The 18,215-nt window shown below is 71.1% G+C and carries 11 protein-coding genes; 3 read left to right on the forward strand and 8 right to left on the reverse strand.

From position 1 onward, the window contains the following. Window positions 1-163: 163 nt before the first annotated feature. The 7 genes from pepN to icmB all read right to left on the reverse strand — a co-directional run bounded on the left by pepN (window position 164) and on the right by icmB (window position 11,173). The gene (gene pepN / locus IZR01_RS19180) at window positions 164-2,740 is read right to left on the reverse strand and encodes an aminopeptidase N (protein WP_194924620.1); all 2,577 of its coding nucleotides are present in this window, start codon (window positions 2,738-2,740) and stop codon (window positions 164-166) included. A 101-nt stretch (window positions 2,741-2,841) separates the two neighbouring features. Next, the gene (locus tag IZR01_RS19185) at window positions 2,842-4,050 is read right to left on the reverse strand and encodes a VWA domain-containing protein (protein WP_194924621.1); all 1,209 of its coding nucleotides are present in this window, start codon (window positions 4,048-4,050) and stop codon (window positions 2,842-2,844) included. Continuing rightward, window positions 4,043-6,391, reverse strand: a complete 2,349-nt coding sequence (locus tag IZR01_RS19190) for a DUF5682 family protein (protein WP_194924622.1) — start codon at window positions 6,389-6,391, stop codon at window positions 4,043-4,045. The genes IZR01_RS19185 and IZR01_RS19190 overlap by 8 nt, the downstream gene beginning before the upstream one ends. After that, window positions 6,391-7,515 carry an ATP-binding protein gene (locus IZR01_RS19195; RefSeq protein ID WP_194924623.1) on the reverse strand — a complete coding sequence of 375 codons (1,125 nt, stop codon included), beginning with the start codon at window positions 7,513-7,515 and terminating at the stop codon, window positions 6,391-6,393. Before IZR01_RS19195 ends, IZR01_RS19190 begins: the two co-directional genes overlap by 1 nt. An 82-nt stretch (window positions 7,516-7,597) precedes the next feature. After that, entirely contained in the window at window positions 7,598-9,199 is a 1,602-nt protein-coding gene (locus IZR01_RS19200; protein WP_194924624.1) for a DUF5691 domain-containing protein, read from the reverse strand. Window positions 9,200-9,377: 178 nt separating this feature from the next. Beyond that, on the reverse strand, window positions 9,378-10,709 hold the full coding sequence (locus IZR01_RS19205; protein ID WP_194924625.1) for an SWIM zinc finger family protein: 1,332 nt from the start codon (window positions 10,707-10,709) through the stop codon (window positions 9,378-9,380). Window positions 10,710-10,765: 56 nt separating this feature from the next. After that, a complete protein-coding gene (icmB, locus tag IZR01_RS19210; protein WP_194893356.1) occupies window positions 10,766-11,173 on the reverse strand; it encodes a coenzyme B12-dependent isobutyryl CoA mutase small subunit in 408 nt (135 codons plus the stop codon). 306 nt (window positions 11,174-11,479) lie between these two features. Here icmB and IZR01_RS19215 point away from each other — a divergent pair, with 306 nt between their 5' ends. Then, window positions 11,480-13,093 carry a M23 family metallopeptidase gene (locus tag IZR01_RS19215; RefSeq protein WP_194893355.1) on the forward strand — a complete coding sequence of 538 codons (1,614 nt, stop codon included), beginning with the start codon at window positions 11,480-11,482 and terminating at the stop codon, window positions 13,091-13,093. A gap of 148 nt (window positions 13,094-13,241) precedes the next feature. Next, window positions 13,242-14,153, forward strand: coding sequence for a hypothetical protein (locus tag IZR01_RS19220; protein ID WP_194893354.1), 912 nt, complete (start codon window positions 13,242-13,244; stop codon window positions 14,151-14,153). 28 nt (window positions 14,154-14,181) lie between these two features. Here IZR01_RS19220 and pcrA read toward each other — a convergent pair whose 3' ends face one another. Then, window positions 14,182-16,620 (reverse strand): DNA helicase PcrA, encoded by a 2,439-nt coding sequence (pcrA, locus tag IZR01_RS19225; protein WP_194893383.1) that lies wholly within the window; start codon window positions 16,618-16,620, stop codon window positions 14,182-14,184. A 364-nt stretch (window positions 16,621-16,984) separates the two neighbouring features. Here pcrA and IZR01_RS19230 point away from each other — a divergent pair, with 364 nt between their 5' ends. Beyond that, complete coding sequence (locus IZR01_RS19230) at window positions 16,985-17,704, forward strand: PIG-L deacetylase family protein (protein ID WP_194893353.1); 720 nt, start codon at window positions 16,985-16,987, stop codon at window positions 17,702-17,704. Window positions 17,705-18,215: the final 511 nt, after the last annotated feature.

Here is an 18,215-nt window from a genome sequence, read left to right on the forward strand (position 1 = left end):
GCGCGGATGCCGTCCACCTCATCGCAGGGTAGTCCGGTGCGCTGCCAGATCACGAACCGGGAGGCGAACACCGGGGGTGTGAATTCGCGCACATGAGGGACCCGTCACTGGTCCCGCCATGCGAGACGGGACCAGTGGGGTTGGACGCCATACCTGGGATTCGCTAAGCGTTCCGGTCGCATTCCTGCGCTCGCAACGCGCGCGCCGCGCCGTCGCGCGCCTCCAGCACCAGCCGGCGCAGGGCCGGCGCCTTGGCCGCGTCGGAGGCGAGCCAGGCGTCGGTGCGGGCCAGCAGGTCCGGCGAGGTCAGCGGCCAGGGGTAGCCGCCGGTGACGATCCGCTCGGCGTTCTGGATGCTGCGCTCGGCCCAGAGCGCCGCCAGCGCCTCGAAGTAGGGCTCGACGTACGGCTCGGCCAGCTGCTCGCCGCCGACCTGGTAGAACTCGGACAGCACCGCGCCGATCAGGTCGTTGGGCTGATCGGGTGTGGCGACGACCAGCCGCCAGGCCTCGGCCTTGGCCTGGGCCAGCGGGCGCGCGGCGCGGGCGGCGGCCAGGTGCCGGCGGCCGTCGGCGGTGTCGTCGGTCGCGGCCTCGCGCTCGGCCAGCGCGCCGTCGTCGTCCCGGCCCGCGGCGGCCAGCGTCTCGATGATCGCCCAGCGCAGGTCCTGGTCCACGGTCAGGCCGGGGAAGGAGAGCTCGCCGGAGAGCAGGGCCCGGAGCTTGGCGAAGTCCGAATCCTGACTCGCCCCGCGCACCACGCCGTAGCCGAAGGCCACCTGGTGGTCGCTGCCGGCCGGCGCCGCCGACAGCGCGTCCCACAGCCGCGTGGAGATCGCGACGTCGGCGGCCGGGCGGTTGGCCGGGTCCAGGTACTCCCCGCGCACCTGGTGCACCTGCCGCAGCAGGTTCTGCACGACGCTGATGTCGGTCTCGGCCTCGATGTTGCGCAGCACGATGGCGATGAAGCGGCGGCCGGACATCACCGCGTCCCGGGTCATGTGCCACACCCCGGACCAGGCCAGCGCGCGGGCCATGGAGTCCGGCAGGGCCGCGATGCCGCCGCGCTCGAAGGCGTCCAGTTCGGCGGCGGTGAAGCGGATCTTGGCGTAGGTCAGGTCCTGGTCGTTGAGCAGCACCAGGCCCGGGCGCGGCTGGCCGGCCAGCTGCGGCAGGTCGGTGAGTTCGCCGTCGACGTCCAGCTCGATCCGCTCGGTCAGCTCCACGTCGCCGGTGGCCGGGTTCGGGGAGTAGCAGCCCACGGCGATGCGGTGCGGGCGCAGTGTCGGGAAGTCCGGGACGGCGCTCTGCCGGATCCGCGCGCCGGTGACCACGCCGTTCGCGTCGGTCTCCACCTCGGCGGTCAGGGTGTTGACGCCGGCGGTCTGGAGCCAGGCCTTCGACCACGCCTTCATGTCCCGGCCCGAGGTCTCCTCCAGGACGGCCAGCAGGTCGCTCAGGGTGGTGTTGCCGAACGCGTGGCGCTTGAAGTAGCGGCGGGCGCCCTCCAGGAACGCGTCCTCGCCGACGTAGGCGGCCAGCTGCTTCAGGACCGAGGCGCCCTTGGCGTAGGTGATGCCGTCGAAGTTGAGGCGGGCGTCCTCCAGGTCGCGGATGTCGGCCACGATCGGGTGCGTGGTCGGCAGCTGGTCCTGCCGGTAGGCCCAGGCCTTGCGGCCGTTGGCGAAGGAGACCCAGGCGTGCTGCCAGCGGGTGGCGCGGGTCAGGGCGAAGGCACCCATGAAGTCCGCGAAGGACTCCTTGAGCCACAGGTCGTCCCACCACTTCATGGTGACCAGGTCGCCGAACCACATGTGCGCCATCTCGTGCATGATCGTGTTGGCGCGGCCCTGGTAGGAGGCGTCGGTGGTCTTGGAGCGGTAGACCATGCGCTCGTTGAAGGTGACCAGGCCCGGGTTCTCCATGGCGCCGAGGTTGTACTCGGGTACGAAGGCCGAGTCGTACTTCCCGAACGGGTACGGGTAGTCGAAGATCTCGTGGTAGAAGTCCAGGCCGGCCTTGGTGACGTCGAGGATCGCCGCGGCGTCGAAGTACGGGGCCAGCGACTTGCGGACCATCGCGCTGACCGGGATCAGCAGGTCCGAGCCGTCCTTGAGACGCACGGTGTGCTGGTCCTCGACGACGTGGTAGTCCCCGGCCACGATCGCGGTGATGTAGGTGGAGATCGGCTCGGTGGGGTTGAAGCGCCAGGTGTTGGCGTCGTCCGCGCCCTGCGTCAGCTCCTCCAGCGTCTCGTTGGACCAGACCCGCCAGTGCGCCGGGGCGGTGACGGTGAATTGGAAGCGGGCCTTGAGATCGGGCTGCTCGAAGTTGGCGAACAGCCGCCGCGAGTCGGCGGGCTCGAACTGGGTGTAGAGGTACACCTCGCCGTCCACCGGATCGACGAAGCGGTGCAGGCCCTCGCCGGTGCGGCTGTAGGCGGCGTCGGCGTCGATGACGACGACGTTCTCGGTCTGCAAGCCGCTCAGACGCACCCGCGCGCCGTCGAACACCTCGGCGGGGTCCAGCGCCTCGCCGTTCAGCGTGACGCTGCGCACACTCGGCGCCAGCAGGTCGACGAAACTGGACGCCCCCGGCTCGGAGCAGGCGAAGGTGATGGTGCTCTTCGACCCGAACGTGGTGTCGCCGCGGGTCAGATCGAGCTCGACGGCGTAGTGCTCGGCCGTCAGCAGCCGGGCACGCTCCGCGGCCTCGTCGCGGGTCAGATTGCCGCCTGTCATCACTTCACTCCTGTCACCGGTCACGACGGCCGTCCACGCCGACGGCCGCCCTGGACGATCCTAGGGCGAGCCGCGGGCCGAGGCTGGATGAGGAATCGCTGCTAGTCGTCCAGGAACTTGCTCAAGTCCTGCCGTTGGATCGCCGCCGCCATCAGGTCCCCGAACTTGTCGGGGGTGCAGGCGAAGGCGGGCACGCCCAGCGCCGCCAGCGCCGAGGCGTTCTCGCGGTCATAGGAGGGCGCGCCTTCGTCCGAGAGCGCCAGCAGGACGATCACCTGGGTGCCGGCCGCCGTCATCTCCGCGACCCGGCGCAGCATCTCGCGGCGGACGCCGCCTTCGTAGAGGTCGGAGATCAGGATGAAGATGGACTCGGTCGGGCGGGTGATCAGTGACTGGCTGTAGGCGATCGCGCGGTTGATGTCCGTGCCGCCGCCGAGCTGGGTGCCGAACAGGACGTCGACCGGGTCGCTGAGTTGCGGGGTCAGGTCCACCACCGCCGTGTCGAAGACGACCAGCGAGGTCTTCAGCGATTTCAGCGAGGCCAGCACCGCGCCGAACACCGAGGCGTAGACCACCGAGGCGTACATCGAGCCCGACTGGTCGATGGCCAGGACCACGTCGCGCTTCACCGCGCGCTCCTTGCGCGCGTAGCCGACCAGCCGCTCGGGGACCACCGTCCGGTACTCCGGCAGGTAGTTCTTGAGGTTCACCTGGATGGTGCGGCCCCAGTCGATGTCGCTGTGCCGGGGGCGGCTGGTGCGGGTGCTCTTGTCCAGGGCGCCGCTGACCGTGGCGCGCAGTTTGGCGCCGAGCCGCCGCTCCAGGTCCTCGACCAGTTTGCGGACCACCTGGCGGGCGGTCTCCTTGGTCTCGGCGGGCATCAGGTGGTTCAGCGACAGCAGGGTGCCGACCAGGTGCACGTCCGGCTCGACCGACTCCATCATCTCCGGCTCCAGCAGCAGCTGGCGCAGGTTCAGCCGGTCGATGGCGTCGCGCTGCATGACCTGCACGACGGTCTGCGGGAAGTAGTTGCGGATGTCGCCAAGCCAGCGCGCGACCTGCGGCGAGGACGTTCCGAGGCCGGCGCTGCGCGGGGCCTGCTTGCCGCCGCGGCCCTTGGTGCGGACGGCGCCGCCGCCCCCGGTCTCGTAGCCGCCCTTGTTGTAGAGCGCGGCGAGTGCCTTGTCCATCTCCAGATCGACGCCGCTCAGCTTGCAGCCGGTGCCGTCGTCGTCCCCGCCCAGGACCAGGCGCCAGCGGCGCATGCGCTCGGCTTCGGCGGCTTCAGCCGCTTCGAGCGTGTCAGGCATCTGTCTCCCCCTTGGTCCCCAGGCCCAGCAGCATCCGCACCACCGGCAGCGCGCGGTCGCCGCGGGCCCGGTCGAAGCCGGGCGGCTCGGCCCCGGCCGCGACGCCGGCCACCGGGGCCGCGCCGACGGTCCGGGCCAGCTCGCCGATCTTGCGGCGCTCGGGGCCCTCGAAGTTCGAGAACGTGCGGCGCAGCAGCGGCAGCACGTCGGTGAAGGTGTCCGCCGGGATCCCGGCGATCCAGCGGTCCAGCAGGCCCAGCAGCACCGGGTCGTGGATCAGCAGCATCGCACCGCCGGACAGCACGCCGTCCAGCCAGGCCGCGGCCTCGGCCGGCGGCACGCCCGGGGTCAGGGCCAGGCCCATGCGCCGGTTCAGCTCGTCGCCGCCGATCTTGTCGGCGTCGTAGAGCAGACGCAGCGCGCGCCCGGCGAGCAGGCCGGTCATGCCCTCGCGGTCGGCGACCAGGCGCAGCGCCCGGTGCCACTCCTGGATCGCGGCGGCGTCGTCGAGCAGCCCGACCGCCTGGTGCGTCTTGTCCATCCGCACCCGCATCTTCTGCGCGCCGTCCTCGTCCAGACCGGAACAGGCCGGCGGGAAGCCGAGCGCGATGCGGACCACCAGGGTGTCGGCGACCTTGCGCAGCGAGGAGGTGTCGGTACCGCGCACGTCGCCGTAGCGCAGGGTCCGGGCCAGCGCCGGCAGCGCGTCGGCCAGGTGCGCCACGTCGGTGTCCAGCGCCGCGCGGTCGGCCAGCAGCGTCATGATCGGGTCCAGCGCGTCCGGCAGGTCGGCCAGCAGGCAGGCCTCGACGACGTCGGTGATCCCGGCCAGCTGCTCGGCGTTCGCCGCGCGGTCCGCGGACTTCGCCGAGGCCGCGGTGGCCACCGTGGTGCCCCAGATCGCGGCCTCGACCAGTTTCACCGCGAACTCCGGCTGCCAGTCCAGCGACCAGGTCTCCCAGAAGGTGCCGCTGCCCTGGGACCGGCCCAGCGTGCCCCAGTGGATGCCGAGGATGTTCAGCCGGTGCAGCAGCCGCGACTTGTCGCCCGGGTTGGGCTCGCGCAGGTCCAGCTTCACCTCGGTCTGGCCGGGCCTGGGCCCGAAGCGCAGCCGCTTGTGCTCCTTGGCCAGGTCCGCGGCCAGCGGCACCACCGGCACGTCCGGCGGCACCTCGCCCAGGTCCTCGCCGATCACCAGCTTGTCCCGGACCAGCGCCATCTGGGTGTCGTAGCCGTCGCAGAGCACTGACTGCACGGCCTCGGTGACCTCGGTCAGCCCGGCCAGGGTGCGGCCGCGCAGCGTGGCCAGGGTCTGGGCCAGGCGCGTCGCCTCGATCAGGTGTGCGGAGGAGACCATCAGGTCCTCGGCCCGGAACAGCTCGGCGACCCGGGCCAGCCAGCGTTCGACGACCAGGTCAGGGGCCGTGAACAAGTGGTGGTACCAGCCCGGCGACTCGATGCCGGCGCCGTAGCCGGAGCGGAAGGACAGCCGGCCGTGGGTCCACGGGACCCAGGTCGCGGTGGTCTTCGCCTTCTTCGGCAGTTCCTTGAGGATCTTGGCGTCCGGGGCGGCCGGGCCGATCTCGGCCAGAGCCGGGACGTGGAAGGCCCCGCAGATCACCGCGATCCGCTGGCGGCCGGCCTTGATCTCCTCGCGGATGCACTGGCGCATGTACGCCTCGCGCTGCTCGTCCTCGGGCCGGGTCTGGTCGCGGACGGCGGCCATCGCCTCGGCGATCGCGGCGAAGGAGTCGAGGGCTGAGAACGTGCCGTTCGCACGTTGCTCGACGACGTCTTCCCACCAACGCTCGGGATCGTCATAGCCGGCCGCCGTGGCGAGTGCGGCGATGGGATCGGTCCGGCGCATAGAGTCCAGGGCATGCCGTTCCTCGCTATGGCGCTGCTCTTCCTGATCGTCTTCGGAGGCGGTTCCCTGCTCGCGATCCTCGGCATCTTCATCCTGCGGGAGGTCGGCAAACCGGTGGCCCGAGGGCAGGTCGATGAACCGCACGGGGATGTCGGCACCGACCCCGAACCGCATGGCGATCCACTCGGGGCTGAACTCGGCGAAGGGCCAGAATCCGGCCCGTGAGGGGTCGGCGTCGGCGTAGACCAGCAGCGCGACCGGCGGGCGCATCGAGGGATGCGCGGCCATCGGGATCAGCGCGTCGGCCTCCGGCGGGCCCTCGATGAGGATCGCGTCCGGCTTCAGCTCGGCCAGCGCCGCCGCGACCGCGCGCGCCGATCCCGGGCCGTGGTGCCGGATGCCCAGCAGCGTGACCGGCCCGGCCGCCGCTCCTGCGCCCGCGACCGGGCCGGCCGGCGTGGCAGTCACCGTCATCAGGCGCTGACCTCGCGGCAGCTGCGGTAGAAGTCGGTCCAGCCGTCGCGGCCGCGGGCGACCGTCTCCAGGTACTCCTGCCAGACCAGCTTGTCGGTCGAGGTGTCCTTCACCACCGCGCCGATGATGCCGGCCGCGATGTCGGCCGGGCGCAGCGTGCCGTCGCCGAAGTGCGCGGCCAGCGCGATGCCGCCGGCCACCACCGAGATGGCCTCGGCCGGGGACAGGGTGCCCGAGGGGGTCTTCAGCTTGGTCTTGCCGTCCTCGGTCAGGCCGCTGCGAAGCTCGCGGAAGACCGTGACCACACGGCGGATCTCCTCGTGCGCGGCCGGGACCTCGGGCAGTTCCAGCGCCTTGCCCAGGGACTGCACGCGCTGGGAGACGATCGCGATCTCCTCCTCGGCGGTAGCGGGCAGCGGCAGGACCACGGTGTTGAACCGGCGGCGCAGCGCCGAGGACAGGTCGTTGACGCCCTTGTCCCGGTCGTTCGCGGTGGCGATGACGCTGAAGCCCTTCTCGGCCTGGGTCTCCTCGCCGAGTTCCGGGATCGGCAGCGTCTTCTCCGACAGGATCGTGATCAGGGTGTCCTGCACGTCGGCCGGTATCCGGGTGAGCTCTTCGATGCGGGCGATCGCGCCGGTGGACATGGCGACCATCAGGGGGCTGGGGACCAGCGCGTCGCGCGAGGGACCGTGGGCCAGCAGCTGCGCGTAGTTCCAGCCGTAGCGCATGGCCTCCTCCGGCGTGCCTGCGGTGCCCTGCACCAGCAGCGTGGAGTCGCCGGAGATGGCCGCCGCCAGGTGCTCGGAGACCCAGGTCTTCGCCGTCCCCGGGACGCCGACCAGCAGCAGCGCGCGGTCGGTGGCCAGGGTGGCGATGGCGATCTCGACGATCCGGCGCGGGCCGATGTACTTCGCTGTTATCTCAGTACCGTCTTGGAGCCTGCCGCCGAGCAGATAGGTGGCGACTGCCCACGGCGACAGCTTCCAGCGCGGCGGCCTCGGGCGGCCGGAGTCGGCGTCGGCCTTGCGCAGGGCGTCCAGTTCCCCGGCGAAGGCGTGCTCGGCATGCTGGCGCAGAACGGTCGGCTCTGTTGCTTCAGTGGCAGCGGCTTTGGCAGACATGGCAGACAACTTTCGATTTCGGCAAGGCGGTACCCACTCAAGGGTCCACCTTGGGGGAAGGTTTCGGACAGAGTCCAGATCGTTAGACAGTGTCGAGTTCGGCGAGCATCAGGGCCCGGTCCCGCAGCATCGACGCGAGGTCGTCCAGGTCCTCGGCCCACAGCGGCAGCCCGGCCCGGATCTCCTCGGCCTTGGCCGCCACGGCGTCCACGTACGACGGCGGCATCCAGCGGCCCGCCAGATTGTCCATGCCGAAGAAGCGCGCCACGTCGTTGCGGGTGGCGTTCGGCAGGTAGACCGGGATCGAGTCGAGCAGGGCCTGGCAGACCGCGTCGGACCAGGGCCGGCCCAGCCGGCTGAGGATGATCGGGGTGCTGTGGATCGAGTACTGCGACCGGTGGCTGGCCACGACGCCCAGACACCAGCGTTCGGCGGCCTCGTCGGACAGCAGCTCCAGCATGTCGTTGGCGGCGTTGACGGCGCAGAACGCCTCGGCCCAGGCCGGGTCCTTCTGCCGCAGGGTGGCCGAGCGCCAGCCGCGGTGGCAGGAGTTCGCCTCCCAGCGGTTCGCGGCCGTGGCCCGCAGCAGCTCGGCGGGGAGGAGCCCGTAGTGCTCCCAGGCCGCCAGCGGCGTCGAGGCTATGAGGTCCTCCAGCCAGTACGAGGGCTGGAGCTTGGCCAGCCGCCGCTCGTCCTCGGTCTGCACCCAGCCCTCGCCTATACCGTCCCGGGTCTGGTCCTCGGTGGCGGCCAGCGGCTCGTCCTTGAGGGTGACCAGAACGGCAGTGCCCTCGGTGCTCACCCGGACCCACTCGTGCAGCCGCGCGGCCATGCGCTCGGCGAACCGCGAGGACGGGAGGGTGGCCAGCAGCCGTACCGCCTCGGCGCGGACCTGGCGGGATTTGTCGTCCAGGGCTGATTCCAGGAACGGCTCGTCCTCCGGCCCCAGGCCGACGGCCAGCGCCTCGACGAAGGCGGCGCGGGTCTCCGCGGCCAGCACGCCGGCGCCCGGGCCGGTCTGCGTCCACGCCTCCTGGACCAGGACCCGGGCCGAAGCCGGGTCCTTGCCGCGGAACCAGGTGAGGTAGCCGATGCGCTCGTGCGGCTTGTCGGACCGCCAGGCCTCGGGGTCCGGCGCCGCGGCGTAGCGGGTGAAGGTCGACCACTGCTGGTTCTGCTTGGCCAGCCAGGTGCCGCGCGGGCCGGCCAGCTTCATCAGGTCGGCCCGGACCGCGATGCTGCCGCGGGCGTAGTCGAACAGCGGGGGCAGCAGCTCGGCGGGCGCGCGGCAGCCGGTCTTGGCGGCGGCGCCCAGGTACTCCGGAAGCGTCTCCGAGCGCGAGGCCACCAGCGCCGTGAGCCGGGCCGAGGTCGCGGTCGACAGCAGCGGGCGCGGGTCGGGCGCGGCCGACTTCGCGGCCGGCGCGGCGCCGTCCCGGCCCTCGGTCTGGGCCCCGCCCTCGGCCTCGCCGACGAGCTCGGCGGAGTACGCCGAACCGGCACTGCCGGCCCGCCGCCACGCGCTCATGAGCGCGGCCGAGCTGAGCAGGGCCGCGGCCGGGGTGTCACCGGGCGCGTCGAACTCTCCGGCGGCCGGCGGGGTGCGACGGTCGGTGCCGACCAGGGCCGTCGAGACAAGGTCCTGCCAGACCTCGGAGCCGGTCTGATGGGAGGTTTCGTTCATGGTGCTCACCGCGCTTCCGCCGAGTAGGAGATCCCCACAGCCTTCGCACTGATGTCCACAGATTGTGCACCACGCCACTGACAACTTACGGGGTCGATGGCAATACCCTGAAATTCCCTAATCACCGGCCCTGCCGGAGCGGGCTTCGCAGAGTCCTGTCCGCCGCGCGCCCAGGCGTTCACAGCCCGACCGCCGAACCGTCGGCCCACACAGTGAGCGGTTCCAACCCGGCGTCCGTGTACTCGCCGAACAGCGTCACCGGATGGCCGCCGGAGACCGCGAGCAGCCGCCACAGGGCGGTCTCGTCGCTGATCAGCGGCACGCGGCGGCCCTGGGCGTCGGCCAGTTCGCCGGTCCGGTCCGGGACCGCGTCCGCGATCACCACCGGCCAGCCCTCCTGCCACGGATCCACGGCGAGCGCCGCGGCGAACTCCTCGGCCGCGGCTTGGAGCGTCCCGCCCGCCGGGGCGGCGGCCGTGTCGGTGGTGACGACCTCGCCGGTCTCCATCTGCGCCCGCAGCGGCAGCGCCTCGGAGTGGAACGCCATCTCGGCCCGGTAGACCGCGCCGACCGGCAGCGCCAGCGTCGGCGCCTGCTGCATGGCGCCGAACGCCAGCAGCATCGCCAGCCGGCCGCTTTCGGCGTCCCGCAGCCAGATCCGGCGCTCGGTGAGTTTCTCGGCGGCGCGATCGCGCGACCCCAGGACGTGCCAGCGGCCCGCGACCCGCTCGCCGTCGCGGCGCACGGTGTCGGTGTCGACCGAGATCCCGATCCGCCGCCGCACGGTGTCCTGCATCGTCGGCGGCAGGTCGGCCAGCCGGGTCCAGGCCTGACACAGCAGGTGCAGCCGGGAGAACTCGGCCAGGACCGCGTCCGGCCAGGCGTCGCCGGCGGCGGAGCGGGTGCCGGGCAGGGTCCGGACCCGGCCGGCCACCCCGGACGCCTGCGCGTCCACCAGCCGCTTGGCGACCGGGTCCACGGCGCCGTAGGAGAGCGTGGCCGGGTCGCTCAGCCCGGCCGCGATCTGGTCGGCGAGCCAGCGGTCGAGGTCGGCCAGGCCGTTGCCGATCCGCTCGGCCCGCTGCGCGGCCCGTTTGGCCACGCCCTCGGGGTCGGCGGCGGCCTTCTCGGCCTTGGCGACGCTGCGGGCCGCGGACTTCTCCGCGCGGTCCTTCCGGGAGTCGGACCAGGCCTGGACCCGTTCCGGGAGCTCTTCGGTGTCCCGGACCGTGCCGGCCGCCCATAACAACAGCAGGCCCAGCGCGTGCTTACACGGGAACTTCCTACTGGGGCACGTGCACTGATACGCGGTGTCCGAATCGGCCACGGAGACCGTGACCTGATACGGCTTGCTCCCGCTCCCCTTGCAGTCCCCCCACAACAACCGCTCGTCTTCCAGGTATCCGATGCCCGACCACGGGCCGGGGACCCCGAGCTTCGCGCCGGCCTTCTGCCCGGCGGGGTCCGGGGCCAGCGAGTTGACCTGGGCGGCGGTCCAACGTTCTGCCATGCCCCGAACACTATTTCAGGGCACCCACAAGCCGGGTGGGGCTTTGTGACGCCGGGTCAGGCGGCGTGCGCCAGGTTCTCGTTGACCCAGTCGACGATCTCCTGGGTGGCGGTGCCGGGGGTGAAGATCGCCACCACGCCCATCTCCTTCAGCGGCGCGAAGTCGTCCTCCGGGATGATGCCGCCGACGAAGACCTTGATGTCCGAGGCGTCCTTCTCCTTCAGCACCTCGATCACCTTCGCGCACTGCGTCATGTGCGCGCCGGACAGGATCGACAGCCCGATGGCGTCGGCGTCCTCCTGGATGGCGGTGGCCACGATCTGGTCGGGCATCTGGTGCAGGCCGGTGTAGACGACCTCGACGCCGGCGTCGCGCAGGGCGCGCGCCACGACCTTCGCGCCGCGGTCGTGGCCGTCCAGGCCGGGCTTCGCGATGACGACGCGGACCGGGGCTGACTGGCTCATTGCGACTGCCTCCACTTGGGTTCCACCGGAAGATCTTCTTTGATCCGCCATAACCGCTTCACACAGTAGCCGACCTGGGACGGCGCCCTGTCCAGTCCCGCCCTGTGACGGTCCGCACAATCTCCGTGAGGATCATCGGACTTCCTGCGACAACACCAGTGAACCGCTTGCAAAGGGCACGCAAAGTCAGCCGAACCGTTGTCCGTCCAGCCTCCGAGGCGCTAAAGTCGCGACTCGATAACGGCGCTGTCCCCGCCCCGTTATGAAGATCGGCTGTCCCACGTTCCCAGGAGGTAGTTGGCCGTCATGGGAAAACATGGTTCGTCGCAATGGGATACCGACTGGGATGCGGCCATAGCGCCTAACGGCGAGGACAGCCTGTACGGTTCCAGTGACGGCTACCAAGCGGTCAACGAGTGGTCCGGCGTATACGAGGCCCAACCGCAGAGCGGTTTCTATGAACAGGGCGCTGTCTACGACTACGAGGCCGCCGCCGCGCCGCAGCAGCCGGTGATGGACCAGAGCTATTACGAATCGGTGTACGCGGCGTATTCGGCCCCGCAGCAGCAGGCCCCCGCCGCGCCGGTCATCCCGGCCCAGCCGCAGGCGCCCGAGTCCAGCCCGATGTGGGACGGCCCGGGGTGGCAGGACCCGTACGCGCAGTACGGGCAGCCGCAGCAGCAGTACGACCAGCAGCGCCAGCATCCGGCGCAGCCCCAGCACCCGATGCAGCCGCCCGCGCAGCACCAGCCGCAGCCGCACTACGGCCAGCCGGCGTACGAGGCCCAGCAGTACGGCGCGCAGCCGCAGTACGAGGACCACAACTTCCACCACCCGGACTTCGACACCGGGACCTTCGAGGCCATCTACGAGGCGCCCGGGTCCACCGAGGCCGCCTACGACCTCCTGCCGGACGGCGAGGTCGGGTACGACGCCCATGACGCCTACAACGGCGGGGGTACGTACGACGCCGAGGGCGCCTACGAAGGCGAGTACGAGGACGGCGAGTACGCCGCGACCGGCTACACGGACGATGCCGAGGACTACGCGGGCTACGGCTACGACGGGTACGAGGACGGCAGCGGCGACGACGGGTACGACGAGGTCGGCGACGACGCCGCCCCGCTGCGGACCCGCAGCCGCTCCGGCGGCACTCCCCCGGCCCGCCCGTTCGGCAGCAAGCCGGCCCGGCCCTCGGTCTCGCTGTCCGGGCGCCGCACCCTGCACGCGTTCACTTCGACGCCCGCGGCGGTCGTCGGCGTGGCCGCGGTGGCGGTCGCCGCGGTCGGCGGCCTGCGCCTGCCCTCGAACCACACCGAGACCGCGGCGGACGCCGCGGCCCCGGCCACCCCGGCCAACGGCCTGGAGCAGAACCTGCTCCAGATGCGCGCGGCCAGCGCCAACCTGGCCGACCGCGCGACCCGCAGCGAGCAGCGCACCGAACTGGTGCAGCAGCAGGCGCTGGAGAAGCAGCGGCTCGCCGAGATGTCGCAGAAGTTCTACCTGCCGGTCCAGGACTACGTGCTGACCGCCGGCTTCGGCCAGGCCGGCGACCGCTGGGTCAACCTGCACACCGGCCAGGACTTCGCGGTGCCGGTCGGCACCAAGGTGGTCGCGGTCACCGACGGGACGGTCATAGAGTCCGGCTGGGCCGGGCCCTACGGCTACCGGATCGTGGTGCAGCACCCGGACGGCAGCCAGACCTGGTACTGCCACCTGAGCGTGATGAAGGTGCGCAGCGGCAAGGTCGCGGCCGGGCAGATCATCGCCCTGTCCGGGGACACCGGCAACACCACCGGACCGCACCTGCACCTCGAATACCACCCCCCGGGGCCCGCCGATCCCGGCAACGGGGTGCCGGGGGCGTCCACGGCGGTGGACCCGATGCCGTTCCTGCGGAGCCACGGTCTGGTGCCGTAGAAGTTCGATCGTCGAAGTTCGACCGTAGACGTTCAACCGTCGAAGATCAGAAGACTGCGAAAGAGCCCGGGACCCCCCGGGCTCTTTCGTTTCGCCCGGGCGAGGCGTACAAATGCTCGTACTACCAACATCACCCGGGGGGGTACAGATGATCGGGAGATCCAGGGTTCTCGCCTGTCTCATCGCCGTCGCGGCCTTGAGCGCCGCCTGTGGCAAGCCGTCCGGCAGCAGCTCCGAAGACCGGAGCAAGGCGCCGGCGCTGGCGGACATCTCGGCATCGGTCGGCGGATCGTCGGGCGGGGCGGCCTCGTCGGGCGGGGCCTCGGGCGGCTCGTCGTCGGGCACCGCCGCGTCGGGGTCCTCCGATCTGGTCGCGGAGACGGCGGTGGGCCTGGTCCAGGCGGCCTGCCAACAGACCTCGTGGAAAGCCCAGATGCAGCTCAAGGCCACCGTGCAGGGACAGACGGCCGCGCTGAGCATGGACGTGCTGGCCGATGCGCGCCCCGGCCACCTCGCCGCGCATATGACGGGCTCGGGAGGCCTGGAGGAAGAGCTCGTCGACGGCACCGACTATCTCCGCCAGGGCGACACGAAATGGTTCAAGGTGGCTACCGCCTCGCTCCCCGCCGACCTGCTGCGCCCGCCCTGCGACGAGTTCGGAGTGCTCCGCTACCCCAACCTCACCGCGGTACAGGAACTCCCCGACCAGACCGCCGGGTCGGCCCATCACTATCGTTTCCAGGCCGATGCCTACACCCTGCTGTCCGCATCCTTGATCCAGAGCCAGTCGGCGTTGCCGGTGTTCAAGGCGCACCCGGTCCAGATCTCGGCCGACCTGTACACGGACGCCGTCGGCCGCCCCCTGCTCTACGAGACCGACACCGCGGATGTCGGTGCCGGCGCGGCCGGCATCGTTTCGATGAAGCTGACCGAGACCTTCTCCGCCTTCGGCACCCCGGTCGACCTGGTCGCCCCCGGCCCCTCGCAGACCACCGACCAGCCCCCGGCCGGGCTGAGGCTGCCGACCTCGCCGAACCCGACCTCGTCGGCCGCTGCCTAGTCACAGCTGGTTAGTTACAGCTGGTTAACTACAGCTTCTGCACCGGCGCCATCGTCAGCAGCAGCGTCCGCAGGCCCGAGGAGCCGAAGTCGATCGTCGCCTCGTCCCGTTCGCGGCCGCTGACCGCGACGACGGTGCCCATGCCGAAGGAGTCGTGGATCACGCGGTCGCCGGGGTCCAGGGAGATCACCTTCACCGCGCCCTTGCGTTGCTGGAAGCCGCGGGTCACGCCGCGGCGGTCGCCGAACGGGGAGCGCTCGGCGGTCTTGGGCTCCGGGGCGGTGCGCTCCCATTCGAGCAGGGTGTCCGGGATCTCGCCGAGGAACTTCGACGGCGGGTTGTACTGCGGGGCGCCCCAGGCGGAGCGGTAGACGGAGCGGGAGACGTACAGCTGCTCGCGGGCGCGGGTGATGCCCACGTAGGCCAGGCGGCGCTCCTCCTCCATCTCCTTCTTGTCGCCCATGGAGCGCATGTGCGGGAAGATGCCGTCCTCCATGCCGGTGAGGAACACCACCGGGAACTCCAGGCCCTTGGCACTGTGCAGGGTCATCAGGGTGACCATGCCCTCGTGGTCCTCGCCGTCGGGGATCTGGTCGGAGTCGGCGACCAGCGCCACGCGCTCCAGGAACTCCGGCAGGCGGCCCTCGGGCTGCGCCTGCTCGAATTCCAGCGCCACGGCCAGGAGTTCGCGGAGGTTCTCGATGCGGGTCTCGTCCTGCGGGTCGTCGGAGTCCTGGAGCTCCTGCAACAGGCCCGTGCGCTCCAGTATGGCCTCCAGGACGTGCGCGGGCCCGTACTCGGACGCCATCTCGCGCAGCTCGTCCATCATCTGCGTGAAGCCCTGGACGGCCTTCACCGAGCGCGCGGCCAGGGCGGGCGCCTCGTCGGCCCGGCGGAGCGCGTCGCCGAAGGAGATGCGGTCGCGGGCGGCCAGCCGCTCCAGCGACTCCTCAGCCTTCTCGCCGATGCCGCGCTTCGGGGTGTTCAGGATCCGCCGGACCGAGACGATGTCGTCCTCGTTGGCCAGCGCGCGCAGGTAGGCCAGCGCGTCGCGGATCTCCTTGCGCTCATAGAAGCGGACGCCGCCGACCACGCGGTAGGGCAGGCCGACGCGGACGAAGATTTCCTCGAAGACCCGGGACTGCGCGTTGGTGCGGTAGAACACCGCGACGCCGCCGTACGTGGTCTCCTTGGCGTCGGACAGGCGGTCGATCTCCTCGGCCACGTACTGGGCCTCGGAGTGCTCGTCGTCGGCGACGTATCCGGTGATCAGCTTGCCGTCGCCGGAGTCGGTCCACAGGTTCTTCGCGCGCCGGCCCTTGTTGTTCTCGATGACCGCGTTCGCCGCGGTCAGGATGGTCTGCGTGGAGCGGTAATTCTGCTCCAGCTTGATGACCTTGGCGTCCGGGTAGTCGCGTTCGAACTCGATGATGTTGCGGATGGTCGCGCCGCGGAAGGCGTAGATGGACTGGTCCGCGTCGCCGACCACGCACAGTTCGGCCGGGGGCAACAGATCTTCATTGGGCACAGTCTCGGTGTTCAGGCCGGGCCTGACCAGGTCGCCGTCGACGGTGCGCTTCTCGTGCTGCCCGACCAGTTCCTTCACCAGCTGGTACTGCGCGGTGTTGGTGTCCTGGTACTCGTCGACGAGGATGTTCCGGAACCGGCGGCGGTAGTGCTCGGCGACCATCGGGAAGGCCTGGAGCAGGTGCACCGTGGTCATGATGATGTCGTCGAAGTCCATCGCCTTCGCCGCGGTCAACCGGTCGGAGTACATCCGGTAGACCTGCGCCAGCTGGCGCTCGGCCTCGGTCTGGGCCCGGCTGGAGAAGGTGTCGTGGTCGACCAGCTCGTTCTTGAGCTTGGAGATCTGGCCGAGCATCGAGCGCGGCGTGGTCTTCTTCGGGTCGATCTCCAGCTCCCGCAGCACCATGGTCATCAGGCGCTGGGAGTCGGCGGTGTCGTAGATCGAGAAGTTGCTCGGCAGGCCGGCGGTCTTGGCCTGGGCCCGCAGGATCCGGACGCAGGCCGAGTGGAAGGTCGAGACCCACATCAGCTTGGCCCGCGGGCCGACCAGTTCCTCCACGCGCTGCCGCATCTCGGCGGCGGCCTTGTTGGTGAAGGTGATGGCCAGTATCGAACCGGGGTGCGCGTGCCGCTCGCCGACCAGGTAGGCGATGCGGTGGGCCAGCACCCGGGTCTTGCCCGAGCCGGCGCCGGCGATGATCAGCAGCGGGCCGCCGGTGTGCACGACGGCCTCGCGCTGCGGGTCGTTCAGGCCGTCGAGCAGCTTGCGGGCCGAGGCCGACTCCTCCGGCGGGACCCAGGCGTCCTCGGGCTCCTCCCAGCCTTCCCAGCCCTCCCGCTCGGCGTCGGCCTCGTCGGCCCACGCCGGTGGTTCGGGCAGCGTGCGGTCGGTGTGCCGTTCCTCCCCCGACCCGCGCTGCTCCCGGATCTCGTCGAGCATGGGGAACAATGGCAGGGCACCTGGGGCGAAGAGGGAAGAGCTCACTCCAGAATTTTCGCAGACCGCACCGACAACGCGGGAGTGCTCGCCGAGATGAGGCGGTCACCTGGGCCGAAGCGCGCGCCACCGGCCCGAGCCGGGGGCTGGCCCGGCCCGCACCGAGGGTCCGCCGGCTCGGGCCGGCGGCTGGCCCGGCCCGGCCTGGCCCGGCCCGGCCCGCGAGATCGCCCGGCCCGGCCTGACCGGCAGCCCGACCGGCCTAAGAGATACTTCGGCACCCGGAACACCAGCCGCCCGCACGGCGTTGCGCGTCATGGAGCCGAACCGCTCCGGTCAGCCACGCCCGGAACCCAGGAGCCCGCCCATGCCCGAGGCCAGCGTCCCGTCCCGCATCCTCGTCGTCGCCGCCCACCCCGACGACATCGACTTCGGCGCCGCCGGCACCGTCGCCACCTGGACGGATGCCGGGATCGAGGTCACCTATGCGATCGCGACCAGCGGCGAGGCCGGCGAGGCGTTCCCGGACACGCCGCGCTCGCAGGTCGGGGCGCTGCGCGAGGCCGAGCAGACCGCGGCGGCCAAGTCCGTCGGGGTAAGCGACGTCCGCTTCCTGCACTGGCCCGACGGCCGCCTGACCCCCTCGCTGGAGCTGCGCCGCGACCTCTCGCGGGTGATCCGGCAGGTGCGACCCGAGCGGATCCTGATCCCCTCCGCCGAGCTGAACCTGGCGCGCATCTACGCCTCGCACCCGGACCACCGCGCCGTCGGCGAGGCGGCCATCGCGGCGGTCTACCCCGACGCGCGCAACCCGTGGGCCCACACCGAACTGCTGGAGCAGGAGGGGCTGGAGCCCTGGACGGTCGGCGAGACCTGGGTGATGTCGATGACGGACGCCACGCACGCCGTGGACATCACCGACGTCTTCGACCGCAAGGTGGCCGCGCTCCAGGCGCACGCCTCGCAGATCAGCGGGCACTCGGATCTGGAGGGCATGCTGCGCACCTGGGGCCAGAGCAACGCGCAGCGGCTGGGGCTGCCCGAAGGCCGGATCGCCGAGGCGTTCCAGGTGGTCGATACCCGCTGACCGAGGGCGTGGGCCGCCTCTAAAGGCTCTAGAGCTGGAGCCTGTAGAGGGGGTGGGGTTTGTGGGCCGGGTTGCGGTTAGGCTGTGGATTTAAATGCTCTTTACGGCCTTCGGTCATGGTTGTGCCGGTTCGGGGTTCGGGTCGGCGGGTGTGTTCGTCGGCTGCCGGTCTACGCGTTCACGACCCCGCCGCACCTCAAGCCTCTTCAACTCCGGCAAGTCGGAGCAAGAGCCAGATCACAAGCAAGATCAACGGCACAGTCAAGGTCAAGATCAAGGTCAAGATCAAGAGCCCTGGTGAAGAGCCGGCGCCTCCGGCGGGGGCTCTTGGCTCCCTCGGGGAACTGGCGCGGTTCCATAGGGTGGTCGAGCCAGTCTCAGCGGCGGCGGTTCCTGAGGTGGTTGCGGTCCGTTCCCCTCGGTCGCGTCGGCAGCCCGGGGGGGTACAGCGCCGGTGTCCGGGGGTCAAGTCCGCGCCCTTACGGTAGGCGGGCAGGTGGCGGCCGCGTAC

Origin of the sequence: Catenulispora pinisilvae (assembly GCF_015356865.1) — a bacterium.
Classification (GTDB): domain Bacteria; phylum Actinomycetota; class Actinomycetes; order Streptomycetales; family Catenulisporaceae; genus Catenulispora; species Catenulispora pinisilvae.

Excerpts from the sequence above, each read along its gene's own strand:
- IZR01_RS19195 (WP_194924623.1), bottom strand. The coding sequence starts at position 7,515 with ATGTCTGCCAAAGCCGCTGCCACTGAAGCAACAGAGCCGACCGTTCTG.
- IZR01_RS19190 (WP_194924622.1), bottom strand. The coding sequence starts at position 6,391 with ATGACGGTGACTGCCACGCCGGCCGGCCCGGTCGCGGGCGCAGGAGCG.
- IZR01_RS19230 (WP_194893353.1), top strand. The coding sequence starts at position 16,985 with ATGCCCGAGGCCAGCGTCCCGTCCCGCATCCTCGTCGTCGCCGCCCAC.
- IZR01_RS19215 (WP_194893355.1), top strand. The coding sequence starts at position 11,480 with ATGGGAAAACATGGTTCGTCGCAATGGGATACCGACTGGGATGCGGCC.
- pepN (WP_194924620.1), bottom strand. The coding sequence starts at position 2,740 with ATGACAGGCGGCAATCTGACCCGCGACGAGGCCGCGGAGCGTGCCCGG.
- IZR01_RS19185 (WP_194924621.1), bottom strand. The coding sequence starts at position 4,050 with ATGCCTGACACGCTCGAAGCGGCTGAAGCCGCCGAAGCCGAGCGCATG.
- IZR01_RS19220 (WP_194893354.1), top strand. The coding sequence starts at position 13,242 with ATGATCGGGAGATCCAGGGTTCTCGCCTGTCTCATCGCCGTCGCGGCC.
- icmB (WP_194893356.1), bottom strand. The coding sequence starts at position 11,173 with ATGAGCCAGTCAGCCCCGGTCCGCGTCGTCATCGCGAAGCCCGGCCTG.
- IZR01_RS19200 (WP_194924624.1), bottom strand. The coding sequence starts at position 9,199 with ATGAACGAAACCTCCCATCAGACCGGCTCCGAGGTCTGGCAGGACCTT.
- IZR01_RS19205 (WP_194924625.1), bottom strand. The coding sequence starts at position 10,709 with ATGGCAGAACGTTGGACCGCCGCCCAGGTCAACTCGCTGGCCCCGGAC.
- pcrA (WP_194893383.1), bottom strand. The coding sequence starts at position 16,620 with ATGCTCGACGAGATCCGGGAGCAGCGCGGGTCGGGGGAGGAACGGCAC.